A 14,562-nucleotide genomic window follows, 5' to 3' on the forward strand; every position below is an offset into this window, starting at 1 on the left:
ACTTCTGCGTTCTTTAAGCTGCATAATTAATGCTCCTGAACAGGGTTACATTAATTATGAGTCAACGATATGTTTTTCAGCTTATTGCTAAATCGCTAGGGTTACCTTTAATTTGAGTCAATTCGACCTCGTACCTAGTCCCTGCTTCCACCTTTTTATCTGCCACTATATAGACTACACTCAAACTATAGACGTTAAATTTCTGGTCTAAGTTGTTATTTTCCAATAAAAATTTCCATGTAAGACAAGTAGAGGTAGCTTATGCAAATTGAACTAAACCCGGTTGGCAACATGTGTCTACTATCCCCATTAGAAGTTGACCAACTACAACACTCCGCCAATAGCGAATTATATCAACTGTATCGTAATTGTTCTCTTGCCGTACTTAATGTCGGCAGTACCACAGATGATGCCGAAGCCATTTATGAAAGATATAAAAGCTTTGATATCCAAGTGCTTAAACGCGAACGCGGAGTCAAGTTGCGTTTAATCAACCCGCCCAGCCACGCCTTTGTTGACGGCAAAATTATTAAAGGTATTCAAGAACAATTATCGGCAGTATTGCGCGATATTTTATTTATTTCCAGCCGTTATTTAGCGAACCCGGCACCGCGTTCACCAGGCCTGAACACCCACATGGTGTTTGATATTACACGTAATGCCGATGCGATTAAACTCGATAGTGATCCTGGCGTTATTACTTGCTGGGGCGGCCATTCAATTCAGCATAATGAATATAAATATTCGAAAGAGGTGGGGTATCAATTAGGCCTGAGGGGTATTAATGTTTGCACCGGTTGTGGACCCGGAGCGATGAAAGGGCCAATGAAAGGCGCAACCTTTGGTCATGCCAAACAGCGTAATTATAGTGGTCGTTATATCGGTTTAACTGAGCCCAGTATTATTGCTGCTGAGCCACCCAATACCATAGTCAATGAATTGGTGATCATGCCCGATATTGAAAAGCGGCTGGAAGCGTTTGTGCGTTTAAGTCATGGCCTGATCATTTTCCCGGGCGGTGCCGGCACCGCCGAAGAATTATTGTTTGTGATCGGCGTGTTATTACATCCTGAAAATAAATTACAAAAATTGCCTGTAGTACTTACCGGGCCAAAAGGCTCTGAACAATACTTTCAGGCATTAGATCAGTTTATTGGCGACGTATTAGGCGCCGAAGCGCAACAACTGTATAGCATTATTATTGATGATGCCGAACAAGTGGCACAATATCTTAAAGACCAGGTAAAGTCGGTGATCAATTACCGCAAAGCCGTTGGTGATTCTTATCACTACAACTGGACCCTGGAAATTGAGCAGCAGTTTCAACAACCGTTTTTGCCAACCCATGACAATATGGCAGAGATGAGTTTGAGCAAAGACTTGCCGGTAAATGAACTGGCGGCCAATTTGCGTAGAATCTTTTCCGGTATTGTTGCCGGTAATGTGAAACCGGAATGGGTAAGAAACATTCGCAAAAACGGCCCGTATGAAATATCTGGTGACAAAGAAATTATGACACACATGGATAACCTGTTATCATCGTTTGTCAAACAACAACGAATGAAATTGCAGGGTGAATATACCCCTTGTTACCGCATTGTTGCTGAGCAAAAAGTGACCGTTTAAAACAGATAGCAAACTAAAATAATAATAACTATGCAAGCACACCTAGTTCTCATCGACGCCATGAACCTGATCCGCAGAATATATGCGGCGCAAGAGCGCCCCTATCTGTTGCTTGATGAGTTGTCCGAAAAGACCAAAAAACAAATCATTCACAATACCAAAGTGAACGCAAACAAAGCGTTGCAGAAGATCATTGACCAGCACCAGCCGAGTCATATCTTGGCGGTATTTGATTGCAAAGGATTGTGTTGGCGCTACAAACTGTTTCCCGATTATAAGAAAGGTCGAAAGAAAATGCCGCAACACCTGGCGGACAGTTTAACCGATATGCAAGACAGTTTTTTAGAGTTAAACATAGATTCACTCGAATCGGAGCAGGACGAAGCCGACGATTTAATTGCCACCCTGGCGGTTAAAATGGCATTAAATGGCCAAAACACCACGATTGTTTCCACCGACAAAGGCTTTTTGCCGCTACTTGGTCATCATGTAAAAGTGTATGATTACTTTAAAAAGCGTTATTTTGATGATCATTACGTGCACGATAAGTTTAATGTGAAAACATCACAACTGCTCGACTTTTGGACATTAACTGGCGACAGTACCAATAAAATACCAGGCGTTGCCGGTGTTGGCCCGGTTACCGCGGCAGAGTTGTTGCTCCATTATGGCTCGTTAAAAAATATTTTATCGGCGACTGATTTAAAAAAATCGGTGGCCAATAAATTAAAGAATACCGAACTGCAAATTGAATTAAGCCAACAGTTATTGCAACTGAAAAAAGACATCCCTTTAGGCTTTAATTTGAAGGATATTCGTCTACAAGTTGCAGAGCCTGAACCAGGCTAAACCGATAAAACCACGCAACTGGCAAGTATTGTTAACAAATTCGCCTCTTCACTTTTCTTCAACACGACGAAAACGTTAAAAATTAGTTACAATTTTATTGGTTTTTTATTAATCTTTGCCACGTATAATAAGAATAATAATTAGATTCATTGCTAAAAATTTTTTAAAGGATTGTTATGAACAAAAAAATAACCTTTCGAGTGATCATTGCTATTGCTCTATATGGTATTTTTGCAGCGGGCGTTATGCATTTTTATAAAGATACTCCGGTGAAAATGGAGTGGGATGAACGCGAAGGGTTTAATCGCCAATACATTGCCAAATTAAAACTTGATGTGGTTAATGTCGATAAGGTGATCGTTGATCTCGGCAGCCCGGATTTAACCGAAGCCAAAAAAGTAAATTCTGGCAATTACCAGGTGATGTTTTATCGCACCCAGCATAAACACTCCGACGGCATCACCACCCAGGATGAATGTACCGCGTTGTTATTCAAAAATGATGTACTGGTTGGCATCGGCGAAAGCGCTTATCTCGATTATAAAGAGCTAAAAGCCACAGAGTAGTTTTAATACTTTAGTCTTAATTGCTGTGATTTTCAGCAATATCGCGGCTAATGTCGGTAAATTAACTAGATATCGCCATGTAGTCATGGTATAAAACCGTCCTTTGAAGGCGGTTTTTTTATGCTATTTTTTACTACCGCCAGTTCCGCTACATCCTATACTAATTTGATTTAAAATGAGCAGATATTTAGTCAACTTAGTATTCAATCAATTTGGTATTAAAGGTAGGTAAATTCTATGACTCAGCGAACAATCACAGTGATCCCGGGTGACGGCATCGGCCCAAGCATTATTGATGCCTGCATTAAAGTATTAGACAAAGCCGGTTGTGATTTTAACTACGAATTTGCTGACGCAGGCCTTACCGCGTTAGAAAAACACGGCGAACTGGTACCTGAAGAAACCTTAAAGCTGATTGAAAAAAATAAAATCACGTTAAAGGGCCCGCTTACCACTCCGGTTGGTGAAGGATTTACCTCAATCAATGTCACCTTACGTAAACAATTCAAATTATACGCAAATTTGCGCCCGGTAAATTCGTTCAAAGGTACCCGGGCCCGTTACGAAAACATCGATATTTTAACCATTCGTGAAAACACCGAAGGTATGTATTCTGGTGTAGGTCAAACCGTTTCTGCAGATGGTGAAACCGCCGAAGCGGTGAGTTTAGTCACTCGTGAAGGTGCTCAGCGCATTGTTGAGTTTGCCTATCAAACCGCCCGTAAAGAAGGCCGTAAAAAAGTTACCGCCGTACATAAAGCCAACATCTTAAAATCCACTTCCGGTTTGTTCTTAAAAGTAGCTCGTGAAGTGGCAGCGCGTTACCCGGACATTGAATCGAGTGAAATGATCGTGGATAACTGCTGTATGCAATTAGTGATGAACCCTGAGCAATTTGACGTCATTGTTACCACCAATCTGTTTGGCGACATTTTATCTGATTTATGTGCCGGCCTTGTTGGCGGTTTGGGCATGGCACCTGGGGCGAACATCGGCCAAGATTGTGCAATTTTTGAAGCGGTTCACGGCAGTGCACCTGATATTGCCGGTAAAAACTTGGCTAACCCCACTTCAGTGATCTTAGCGGCTATTCAAATGCTTGAATATTTAGGCATGAATGATAAGGCAACCGCAATTCGCAACGCCATTAAAGATGTGATCGAGTCAGGCGATAGAACCACTCGTGATTTAGGTGGTAGCTTTGGTACTACTGACTTTACTGATGCGGTACTTGAACGCTTGTAAAAAAAGGACCTGACGGTCCTTTTTACTACCTATTCTCTAACACCCGCAAATGCACCGTAACTTCTTCACGATCATAATAAAGATGCTTAGCGTACATTTCGTACCTGATATTATTATCGCTTAACAGGTCTTTGATGGTTTGCAGGTTTTTCATCACCAACTGATAACGCCCAGCCGAAGGCGGTAATTTCAGGTTAAACATGGCTTCTTTACAATCACCATCGATCATCCAACTGGCCATTAACTTGGCCACTTTGGTCGGGTTTTCGATCATGTCGCACACCAGCCAATAATTGTTTTTTCGATGTGGTCTAAATTTAAAGCCGTCTTGTTCATAATGCTTTACCTGCCCGGTTTCCATTAACGATTCCGCCATCGGGCCATTATCAACGGCTTTCACCATCATCCCTCTGCGTACCAGTTGATAAGTCCAGCCACCAGGAGCAGAGCCTAAATCTACGGCATTCAAACCCGAGGTTAAACGCGTATCCCAATCACTTTTTGGAATAAAATGTAAAAACGCTTCATCAAGCTTTAAGGTTGAACGACTCGGCGAGGCATTTGGAAACTTCAAACGCGGGATACCCATCACATGCTCAGAGGTATTGCGCGCAAAAGAATAGCCTAATTGCACTTGTTGGCCAGATAAAAATAACGCATGTAACACTATGGCATTGTCACTGTAATTGCCGCTTTCTTTTTTAGCGAGCACACCAGATTTACGCAAGTATTGACGCAGTGGTACCGAGAGCTTTCGACAGAACTTGCTTAACGCCTTGCCATCGTTGGTATCAACGGTCTCAACTCTTAGTTCTTGGTAATGAAACCTTTCACCTAACGCTTCGCTAATCACTTCTACCCGGTTGTATTCCGGTAGTTCAACAGCATCGTCTAAAGTGGCAAACCACTCACGGGCAAAGATTAACCGGGTTAATGGCAGTTTTTGCATCAACCTTTGAGCCTGGCTTTCATCATGTAAGTGAAATTGCACCAGGCCTTCATTTTTGCTGAGTTTTAAAAAGCCATACACTTCATTCCAGGAGGCTTTTTCTTGAATTTCGGCGCCACACTCTTTTTCAAAGCCGGGGCGACAATAAAGGACAATCGCGGTCATTTATCTAGGTTTCCTTTTGATCTTTCTACTTATCTTTTACTGATCTTTCTACTTTAGTACTGGCAAAGCCCAATACTAACCAGCCAAGGGCCAATGCCATTCCTCCCAGGGGAGTTAATTTTGCTAGCATGCCAATGGTAATAAATTGTTTTACGGTAATTAAGCCGCTAAAGCAGACAATACCGAAGGTAAATAAACTTGCAGCACAAACGCTAAGTTTATCTAGCCGCTGCTGGCTATTTAACCGATGCAACAGCACACAAATGAATATCGCAATGCTATGAATAAAGGCGAACAATAATGCTGTTTCGATGTTTTTTACTTGTATTAAAGATAGCGTACCCTTGCTATGTGACAACCAGGCACTTAGTAATACAGAGATTGCCGCCATTATACCTGCAAATGCCTGAAAATAACGCATTAACTTAGCCCTTATCGATTAATAGTTGTGCACTTATAAACTCAACGATGATTTTTGCCGCCGAATTTTTATGTTGCTGATGGGTAAAGCCTGATTTTACTCTCGGTTTTAAGTCATGATCGCCATCTTCGACATATTGAACTTTAATGTTATCTTTGAGCATATAACTGGTTATTTCGTCTTTATTACCCAGCGCGTCTCTATCGCCCTGGACAATTAACACTGGCTTTTGCGCATTTTGCAGAGGCTCTAAGCGTAATTTATCCGGCTGCTTTTGTGGATGAAAAGGATAGCCTAAACAAAACACGCCGCTAACCTTATCTTCATTGGCAAGCATCGCCGCCACTCTTGAGCCCATAGATTTGCCACCAATAAACAGGGGTAATTCTCCCTGATATTGTTTTATTCTCTCAAGATAACTGGCTAGCAATACATCCATCTTGTTTGGTGGTCGGCGTTTGCCATCGATGAGACGTTGTTGCATATAGGGAAAATTAAAGGCGATGACATTTAAGCCTTGTTGGTTGAGCAATGCGCTGATTTCGACAATAAATTCACTGTCGATGCTGGCACCGGCGCCGTGGGCAAATATTATGCTGGCAATTGCATTCTCAGCTTTATTAAAACGAATAGTTAAATCGTCACTAGCGGCCATGTTCTTCTCAGCTGGCAAATAAAGCGCTAGTTTAATTTAACTGCCAAGCGATGCACAAGTCATTTTGCCAATTACCAAAACAAAAAGGCTGTACGTTGAAGTGCAGCCTTTTAGTTCAGGACGAACTGTATGCAGAATTGTCAGGGACGGCATTAATTCTGCTTTGTACAGGACCAACGATTAAGATTTAGTGATTTTAAAAATGATTGCTTCATATTCAAGTAAAGCTTACGATAGCATCAGGCAAATCTTAACCCTAGCCCTGCTCAACCATGATCAAGGTCACGCTCAACGTTTCCAGTTCATCTCGAAATTCTTGAGATATACCAGTATCCGTCACCAGAATATCAATCGCTTTTAACGGTAAAATAGCATGCAATGAACGGCGGCCAAATTTGCTCGAATCGGTTACCACAATGATCTGTTCGGCACTATCACACATGGCACGATTAAAGTTAGCCTCAGGTTCATGATGAGTACTAATGCCACTACTCAGATCGATACCATCAACAGCCAAAATTACCTTATTAAAATTATAAAGCTTCAATTTTTGTTCGGCCTGGCTACCATAAAAAGACATGGATTTTCTTCTTAATTTACCGCCACTAATATAAACATCACAATTATCGGTACGCGATAACTCATTGGCTATATTCAACCCGTTGGTCATCACTGTCAGATTCTGTTTTTCAATAAGGTTTTGCGCGACTAGTTCGGTTGTTGTGCCAGAATCGAGAATGATGGCATCACCATCCTGAATTAAATCGGCTACGGCTTTGCCCAGCAGTAATTTAGTTTTATAGTTTTCTTTGTGTTTTTCTTTTATCGAAAGCTCTTTAGTTAAGCGGTTACTTGGTACTGCGCCACCTCTTGAACGGACGATTAAACCAAGTTTGTGCAACTCATTTAGATCGTGACGAATGGTTACTGTAGAAATTTGAAACTGTTCGGCCAATTGCTTTACTGCTACATTACCATGCTTTTCGGTCAACAATACGATTTCGTGACGTCTTTCAATAGTGCTTAACATGTAAAGGTTTCTTCCTTATAAACTTAATGCCAAATCTCAATGCAACCTCTGTGGAAAGGGCAAAATTGTACCTAATCAACCAAAGTGTCGGTAACACTTTGGTTGCTACTTTTCGTTGCAGTTACTAGTCGGTAATTAGTGGTGCAAACGATTTAACTAAATCATCCACCGCTTTCATTTGCACCAAATAATTTTCTAAGGTATGTAATGGCAATGCACACGGGCCATCGCACAAGGCTTTATCCGGGTCTTCATGGGCTTCGATAAACAAACCGGCAATGCCCAAGGCCATGCCACTGCGGGCAAGTTGCGCGGCTTGCGCACGTCGGCCACCGGCAGAGTCACTTCTGCCACCGGGTTTTTGTAAGGCATGGGTGGCATCAAAAATGACCGGTGCCATGGTCGTCATTTCATCCATGGCCAGCATATCTACTACCAGATTGTTATAGCCGTAACAGCTGCCACGCTCACACAAGATAACTTTTTCGTTACCCGCTTCACTAAATTTTTTGATGATGTGGCGCATTTCATGGGCGGCTAAAAACTGTGGTTTTTTGACGTTTATCACTGCATCGGTTTTGGCCATTGCCACCACCAAATCCGTCTGCCTTGCTAAAAATGCCGGTAGTTGAATCACATCTACCACTTCCGCTACCGGTTGTGCCTGATACGGTTCGTGGACATCAGTGATAATTGGCACGTTAAAGGTCGATTTGATCTCTTCAAAAATCTTTAAACCGGCATCCATTCCCGGACCACGATAGGAATGCACCGAGGAACGATTGGCTTTATCAAAAGACGCTTTAAATACGTACGGGATACCAAGCTTAGTGGTCACCTCAACGTAATGCTCGACAATTTTCATCGCCATATCACGAGATTCCAGCACATTCATGCCGCCAAACAGGACAAAAGGTTTGTCGTTAGCAACGCTTACGTTGGCAAAATCTATCGTTTGTAAACCCATGAGTAATCCTTATTAAGAAACAACTTGTAAAATTTGACCACATAACCAGGCCATGTATGTACCTACGGTATAGCCTAAAACTGCTAATAGTACACCGACCGGCGCCAGTGACGGATGAAATGCTGAGGCCACGATAGGGGCAGAGGCAGCGCCACCGACGTTTGCCTGGCTACCAACGGCCATATAAAATAGCGGCGCTTTGATCAGTTTGGCGACAAACAACATTAAGCTGGCGTGAATGATCATCCAGATGGCACCAATAACGAAATAAATTGGCGCATCAACGATCATGGTAACGTCCATCTTCATGCCGATAGAGGCAATCAAGATATACAGCATTACCGAGCCAACCTTGCTCGCCCCTACGCCTTCGAGTTTACGTAAGCGACTAAACGAGAGAATAATACCCACTGTCGTGGCGAACACTATCATCCAAAAGAATTTACTGTGAAAAGACAACTTGTCTAACTCTGGGAAGTTGGTCACCATATACGGGGTGATGGCATCGGCAAACATATGGGCAAAACCCGTTACGCCAAAGCCAATAGCCAAAATTATCATCAGATCACTTAACTCCGGGTTACGTGAATGTTCTGAATGGAAGTTTTCAACTCTTTCCTTTAAGCGGGTAATTGCCGAAGTATCAGCACCGGCTTTTTCATCGATTTGCTTGGCCTTTGCCGCCATCACCAAAAGTATCGCCATCCAGATGTTGGCGACGATAACATCGACAGTGATCATCGCTGAGAAAATTTTATCGCCGGCACCATAAATTTCTTTCATTGCTGCCTGGTTGGCACCACCACCAATCCAGCTACCAGCAACGGTAGTTAAACCTCGCCATACCGCTTCCGGGCCTTCAACACCCAAAACGGCTGGCGATATTGCAGAAACAATTAACAAAGCAATGGGGCCACCAATGACAATACCGAGAGTACCGGTAAAGAACATGATCACCGCTTTTTTACCAAGCCCAGAAATTGCTTTTAAATCAACACTTAAGGTTAACAGCACCAAACAGGTTGGCAGTAAGTAACGGGAAGCGACAAAATAAAGGTTTGATTCTTCACCGCTGATCACGCCAAAGGTATTGAGTAATGAAGGCAAGAAGTAGCAGAGTAATACGGCCGGTACCACAGTGTAAAATTTTTGCCATTTAGGGTGGCTGCTATTGGCGGTATAAAATACCAAACCAAGTAAAATGGCTAATAAACCAAGAACCGAAGCATCGTTGGTTATTAAGGCGGTGTTGTGCATGTTGTCTCCACAAAATTAAAGGTATTCATTCTGCCCTTTCATATGGGCATGTTATTTATGATTTTTTCGAAAGACGGTCCTTGTTTACTGCACCGCCTCGCATCTAGCAATTGGCTACTGGCTTTTAGTGTACTATGGTGTCGTTGCTGCTGATCAGCTCTAGTTGCATTTGCAATATTTTCGCCTGCGGATCTTTCGGGCAGCGTTCAACAAAGTATTGATAATCATCAAAGGCTACTTTAAAGCAATCGAGTTGCTGTAGCAAAAAGCCCCGATCGCGACGGTGGTATGGATCGTCCGGATTCAATAACAATATAAGTTCAACACATTGTAATGCTTCAGAAAATTTTTGTTCTCTGATCAGTGCTGTTTTTAATGATAGCAGATATTGCACCATTAAATCTTTATCAGAAATCGCCTCTAAACTGCTTTGCTCCGGCGACGTATCATCATTATTTAAGCGTTGATCGAGCTCAAACCAGTTAATCGGATTGCCATCGATGCAGTGAAATATAATCGCATAATCATTATCACAAATAATGCGTAGCATCACTTGCTCTGGCACATAAACCGCTTCAATATTAAAACCACAAGCGCGGATCAAATGGATCAGTAACAAGTTTTTCAGTGCAGGCGCCATTGAGCGAAAGGCCAAAGCAGAATTTAACTGATGCGTCGTTACTGGCCAAAATGGTCGTTCGTTATCAACAAATAATTGTTCAATATAGATCAGCTGCAGTAATTGTTCAGCTCGGTCTAACGCATCCTCAATATCGGCAGTTTGCTGTTGAAAACGAACAATAAAGGCATCAATATCGGCCATATTGGTGGCAACAGTTTTTGCATCTAGAGCAAATAAGTTTTGCTCTAACAGATTCACTGCCTGCATATGGTTGATACGTTCAGAGGTTAATTCTGACAATAATAAATCTTTCATTAAAAATACAATGTTCTCAGTTTCAGCCTGTCAAACAGTCGGAAACATTAAGTTAGTTCTACGGTTAAAATAAAAAGTTTTGTTTAGTCATGGCGATACGCGCCACCAAAATTACCCAGCCCATCGCGCCTAAATAACCAATGACGCGCATGGTGTTATTTCGAGCTAATTTTAAGGTGTAATAACCGGTAAAAATGTAAGCGACAACGGCGACTAATTTTTCCGTCATCCAGTCCACTTGTCCAGGGTATAGCGAATACGTCACCATCATGATGATACCTAAGGTAAACAATAAAGTATCAATGACATGCGGGCATATTTTTAACCATTTTTGTTTAAGCTTGTCAGGGTTTGTCATTAACAAAGCGAAACGAAAGGTGAAAAGTGCCACACTCAGTGCCGCAAGAAACATGTGGAAATTTTTTACTAATAACATCTACAAGCCTGGATAGGGTTATACCAACTGCTGAACAGTAATTTATGTCGATTGGTATGAATAATAAAATTGGCGCTAGAATAGCATATTTATGACAGTTTGTAAGTACGCCAACATTCAAAAATATAAGTCAAACTTTAGCCACCAGCAGTATGTTTCTCAATCAAGATTTAACGCATATGCGTACGATTATAGAGCAATAGTTTTCGATGCTCATAAATCAACCAACCGATGCGAGAGCAAGGTTTTATTGACGTACAATCTTTTGTATAACGTTAACTCACAATGTTATCCACAACTTGCGTGGATAACTAATGGAACAAAAAGTGAGCTGCGAGAAATGAGATGCGGGGTACAAGGTACGAGGTACAGGGTACAAGCAGATTGCTGAGGTTAGAAAATTGTTTTATATGCTCTAACAATCGTTGTGCTTGGAGGAAAGGGTGATAAATGTGTAAATACAAACGCCACGATAATGACTTATCGGTGGCGGTTGTAGGTACAAGGTACAAGGTACAAGGTACAAGGTACAAGGTACAAGCAGATTGTGTAGGTCAAAAACTCATCTTAGCAACCGTTACAATCGTTTTTATTGGCTAGACCTTACAGACTAATTGGAATAATGAATCCCACTAGCAGCATTAAACATGCTGCTAGTAGCTCGTAGCCTTTTGTTTTTGCCTGTAGCCCAGGTTACATATTCTTGGTGATATGGTGTGATGCGGCGGCGGTAAACACGACATCGGTTGAACTGTTTAACGCCGTCTCTGCTGAATCTTGGATCACCCCAATAATAAAGCCAATTGCCACCACTTGCATGGCGATGTCGTTATTAATGCCAAATAAGCCACAAGCTAAGGGGATCAATAACAATGAGCCACCAGCAACCCCTGAGGCGCCGCAAGCTGAAACGGATGCGACAATACTCAATAACAATGCAGTGGCAATATCCACTTCAATTTGTAAGGTATGCGCAGCCGCAAGGGTTAATACGGTGATTGTTATCGCCGCCCCGGCCATATTGATGGTGGCGCCTAAAGGAATCGACACCGAATACGTGTCTTCATGTAAATCAAGCTGTTTACAAAGACGCATATTAACCGGAATGTTGGCCGCAGAACTGCGGGTGAAAAAGGCGGTTATGCCTGAACCGCGTAAGCAAGTAAACACCAAAGGGTAAGGGTTTTTACGAGTAATTAAGAATACAATTACTGGGTTTACCACTAAGGCAATAATCAACATTGAGCCAACCAATACCATGACTAAATGACTGTACTCGGCTAACGCGCTAAAGCCGGTAGTGGCTATGGTATTTGCCACTAAACCAAAGATACCAATCGGCGCTAAACGAATCACTACGCGAACTATCATGGTAATGCCATCGGCAATATCATGCACCATCACTTTGGTATTCTGGTTAGCTCGTTTTAGCGCAAAACCTAACCCCAGCCCCCAGGCGAGAATACCGATGAAATTGCCGGTTGCGATGGCATTAATTGGGTTATCAACAATTTTAAACGCCAATGTGGTTAACACTTCGCCTAAGCCTTGTGGCGGATTAGCACTTGCCCCAGCCAACTCAAGAGTAAGCGAGGTTGGAAATAAAAAACTCATCGTCACTGCCACAAATGCGGCGCTTAACGTGCCAACCAGGTATAGCCCGATGATTGGCTTTAACTCAGCGTCACTGTCGACTTTTTGATTGGCAATGGAAGATACCACCAAAACAAAGACCAAAATCGGCGCTACCGCTTTTAAGCCGTTGACAAACAAGCTGCCGAGCAACGAAAATGATTTAGCAATATCTGGCGCAATTACCGCCAGGACAATACCGAATATAATGCCAACGATAATTTGATTAACCAAGCTCGTTGATGTGATTTTTTTAAATAATGAAGCCACTATTTATAACCCTTCTTTTTGTTTTGTCTGTGCATCAGACGTTAATTATGCCAAGTGATCTTTAGGCAATTGTTGGTCGATTTCGCCACATATTCTTTGTCTATAAACAACGGCAATGCCGCGGCTAAATTGTTATCGATAAAAATAAACGGCAAGCGTTTGCGTTGCCAGGTTGGTACCTGTAACTCTTGTAATATTTTTTTCAATGGTCGCCGTTGTTGACGGTATTGTGGTAAACATTTAGGGTTTTGATGACTAAATGCTACCGTTAACTTCTCAAAAACATCAGGCAACTGAATTAACCACTGTGCTGTTAATTGTTGTTCTAATTGTTGCGCTATATCGTTTGCGCTTAAACTTTCTCTGCTGACTATTAATTTACCTAAACTATCGGGTAAATCAATAGTTAGCGCCTGGTTTAAAGCAATAAAGGTAAACTGTGTTTGCCATGCACTAATATCTTCAAACTCAGTAGTAAGGTGTAGCTGTTGCTGATAGCGTCGAAGATAACACTTGCCTAATTTCACTTCCGGGTTTTTATCCTGGTTGGCACTTAAGCAAGTGTTCAGCACTTGCTGTAATTGTTTTTCTGAAGGTAGCAATTGATTATTCTGCTTGATAAAAAACCGTAACAAGTTGCTTATCCGCGATTGGTTTAGTGTTTTGAGCAGTTTAATGTCTAAAACAGTTCGGCTAATTTCAACCTTATTTAAATCATCTTGCGCCATTTGCTCTAACAACTGTTGAGCCTGCTGACAATGGCGCGCACTGCGGCTTGCGGTATTTTTTATTTGCGGCCAGCGCTGTTCCAGCAGCGGAATAATGCGTTGCCGTAAAAAATTACGATCAAAGCTCTGGTCAGCATTTGATTCATCTTCGACCCAGTGCAATTGATGCTGCTTCGCATACTCTTCAATGTCTGTCCGACTCACTTCAAGAAACGGACGAGCAATTAAGCGCTGCTCACTAAATGTGCGAACACTTTGCATCGCCGACAAGCCTTGAATACCCGCACCGCGTTTTAACGCTAATAACAATGTTTCAAGTTGGTCATCTTGATGATGAGCAGTCAATATCACAGCATTTAAAGCACTATGCTGCTCTATTGCCTGATACCTTGCGTCTCTGGCCAGTGCTTCCAGACTTTGTTGATTTTTATTTTCAATAACAACGGCAATCGCCTGATAGGGAATGTCGAATTGTTCGGCACTCAGCTCAGTGAATTGCTGCCAAGCTAAGGCATGCTGAGATAAACCGTGATCAATATGAATGGCATTAACCGCTGTCGGTAGCAGCCGCTTCGCATTTAATTGTGCCAAACAATGTAATAATACTTGTGAATCTACACCGCCACTATAGGCCAAAGTGATCGGCCTGTTAGCCAGCTCTGGCTTTTCTAAGAAAAATAACAGCGTTTGCCATAGCGGATGTAAATTTAAATCAGTCATAAAACCAAATTAACATAAAATCATTAAAATTTAAAAGCTTAAGGAAGTTAAAAAAGCATCGAGCTACTGGCTTCGAGCCTCGGGCAGAACGCGTTAATTTAAACATAGT

At 42.0% G+C, this 14,562-nt stretch carries 14 protein-coding genes; 4 read left to right on the top strand and 10 right to left on the bottom strand.

Annotated elements, in window-relative coordinates:
• Positions 1–261: 261 nt before the first annotated feature.
• From ppnN to ND16A_RS05555, 4 genes are all read left to right on the top strand, one after another.
• Positions 262–1,626, top strand: a complete 1,365-nt coding sequence (gene ppnN, locus ND16A_RS05570) for a nucleotide 5'-monophosphate nucleosidase PpnN (RefSeq protein WP_033078387.1) — start codon at positions 262–264, stop codon at positions 1,624–1,626.
• 30 nt (positions 1,627–1,656) lie between these two features.
• Positions 1,657–2,475 carry a flap endonuclease Xni gene (xni, locus tag ND16A_RS05565; protein WP_033078388.1) on the top strand — a complete coding sequence of 273 codons (819 nt, stop codon included), beginning with the start codon at positions 1,657–1,659 and terminating at the stop codon, positions 2,473–2,475.
• A gap of 176 nt (positions 2,476–2,651) precedes the next feature.
• Complete coding sequence (locus tag ND16A_RS05560; protein WP_033078389.1) at positions 2,652–3,041, top strand: DUF3192 domain-containing protein; 390 nt, start codon at positions 2,652–2,654, stop codon at positions 3,039–3,041.
• 237 nt (positions 3,042–3,278) lie between these two features.
• The gene (locus ND16A_RS05555; protein WP_033078390.1) at positions 3,279–4,286 is read left to right on the top strand and encodes an isocitrate dehydrogenase; all 1,008 of its coding nucleotides are present in this window, start codon (positions 3,279–3,281) and stop codon (positions 4,284–4,286) included.
• A gap of 25 nt (positions 4,287–4,311) precedes the next feature.
• Here the strand turns inward: ND16A_RS05555 and rlmM are convergent, their stop codons facing one another.
• From rlmM to tilS, 10 genes are all read right to left on the bottom strand, one after another.
• A complete protein-coding gene (gene rlmM, locus ND16A_RS05550) occupies positions 4,312–5,400 on the bottom strand; it encodes a 23S rRNA (cytidine(2498)-2'-O)-methyltransferase RlmM (RefSeq protein WP_033078391.1) in 1,089 nt (362 codons plus the stop codon).
• A gap of 25 nt (positions 5,401–5,425) precedes the next feature.
• On the bottom strand, positions 5,426–5,821 hold the full coding sequence (locus tag ND16A_RS05545) for a DUF423 domain-containing protein (RefSeq protein ID WP_033078392.1): 396 nt from the start codon (positions 5,819–5,821) through the stop codon (positions 5,426–5,428).
• Positions 5,822–5,825: 4 nt separating this feature from the next.
• On the bottom strand, positions 5,826–6,476 hold the full coding sequence (locus tag ND16A_RS05540) for an alpha/beta fold hydrolase (RefSeq protein ID WP_052073201.1): 651 nt from the start codon (positions 6,474–6,476) through the stop codon (positions 5,826–5,828).
• A gap of 256 nt (positions 6,477–6,732) precedes the next feature.
• Positions 6,733–7,506 (bottom strand): transcriptional repressor AgaR, encoded by a 774-nt coding sequence (gene agaR / locus ND16A_RS05535; protein ID WP_033078393.1) that lies wholly within the window; start codon positions 7,504–7,506, stop codon positions 6,733–6,735.
• A 124-nt stretch (positions 7,507–7,630) separates the two neighbouring features.
• Positions 7,631–8,473: a 3-deoxy-8-phosphooctulonate synthase gene (kdsA, locus tag ND16A_RS05530; RefSeq protein ID WP_033078394.1), complete on the bottom strand. Its 843-nt coding sequence runs from the start codon at positions 8,471–8,473 to the stop codon at positions 7,631–7,633.
• A 12-nt stretch (positions 8,474–8,485) separates the two neighbouring features.
• Positions 8,486–9,730 (bottom strand): DUF819 family protein, encoded by a 1,245-nt coding sequence (locus ND16A_RS05525; protein WP_033078395.1) that lies wholly within the window; start codon positions 9,728–9,730, stop codon positions 8,486–8,488.
• A gap of 124 nt (positions 9,731–9,854) precedes the next feature.
• Positions 9,855–10,667, bottom strand: coding sequence for a SirB1 family protein (locus tag ND16A_RS05520; RefSeq protein ID WP_033078396.1), 813 nt, complete (start codon positions 10,665–10,667; stop codon positions 9,855–9,857).
• 64 nt (positions 10,668–10,731) lie between these two features.
• Entirely contained in the window at positions 10,732–11,103 is a 372-nt protein-coding gene (locus ND16A_RS05515) for a SirB2 family protein (protein WP_033078397.1), read from the bottom strand.
• A 693-nt stretch (positions 11,104–11,796) separates the two neighbouring features.
• Positions 11,797–13,005, bottom strand: a complete 1,209-nt coding sequence (gene sstT, locus ND16A_RS05510; RefSeq protein WP_033078398.1) for a serine/threonine transporter SstT — start codon at positions 13,003–13,005, stop codon at positions 11,797–11,799.
• 41 nt (positions 13,006–13,046) lie between these two features.
• Positions 13,047–14,453, bottom strand: a complete 1,407-nt coding sequence (gene tilS, locus ND16A_RS05505; RefSeq protein WP_052073202.1) for a tRNA lysidine(34) synthetase TilS — start codon at positions 14,451–14,453, stop codon at positions 13,047–13,049.
• Positions 14,454–14,562 lie beyond the last annotated feature (109 nt).

The sequence above is a fragment of the Thalassotalea sp. ND16A genome (genome assembly GCF_000764205.1).
GTDB lineage: Bacteria > Pseudomonadota > Gammaproteobacteria > Enterobacterales > Alteromonadaceae > Thalassotalea_A.

Bases quoted from the DNA above. Each gene is read 5' to 3' on its own strand.
- xni (WP_033078388.1), top strand. From the start codon at position 1,657: ATGCAAGCACACCTAGTTCTCATCGACGCCATGAACCTGATCCGCAGA.
- tilS (WP_052073202.1), bottom strand. From the start codon at position 14,453: ATGACTGATTTAAATTTACATCCGCTATGGCAAACGCTGTTATTTTTC.
- ND16A_RS05515 (WP_033078397.1), bottom strand. From the start codon at position 11,103: ATGTTATTAGTAAAAAATTTCCACATGTTTCTTGCGGCACTGAGTGTG.
- ND16A_RS05525 (WP_033078395.1), bottom strand. From the start codon at position 9,730: ATGCACAACACCGCCTTAATAACCAACGATGCTTCGGTTCTTGGTTTA.
- ND16A_RS05545 (WP_033078392.1), bottom strand. From the start codon at position 5,821: ATGCGTTATTTTCAGGCATTTGCAGGTATAATGGCGGCAATCTCTGTA.
- agaR (WP_033078393.1), bottom strand. From the start codon at position 7,506: ATGTTAAGCACTATTGAAAGACGTCACGAAATCGTATTGTTGACCGAA.
- ND16A_RS05520 (WP_033078396.1), bottom strand. From the start codon at position 10,667: ATGAAAGATTTATTATTGTCAGAATTAACCTCTGAACGTATCAACCAT.
- ppnN (WP_033078387.1), top strand. From the start codon at position 262: ATGCAAATTGAACTAAACCCGGTTGGCAACATGTGTCTACTATCCCCA.
- ND16A_RS05560 (WP_033078389.1), top strand. From the start codon at position 2,652: ATGAACAAAAAAATAACCTTTCGAGTGATCATTGCTATTGCTCTATAT.
- kdsA (WP_033078394.1), bottom strand. From the start codon at position 8,473: ATGGGTTTACAAACGATAGATTTTGCCAACGTAAGCGTTGCTAACGAC.
- rlmM (WP_033078391.1), bottom strand. From the start codon at position 5,400: ATGACCGCGATTGTCCTTTATTGTCGCCCCGGCTTTGAAAAAGAGTGT.
- ND16A_RS05540 (WP_052073201.1), bottom strand. From the start codon at position 6,476: ATGGCCGCTAGTGACGATTTAACTATTCGTTTTAATAAAGCTGAGAAT.
- ND16A_RS05555 (WP_033078390.1), top strand. From the start codon at position 3,279: ATGACTCAGCGAACAATCACAGTGATCCCGGGTGACGGCATCGGCCCA.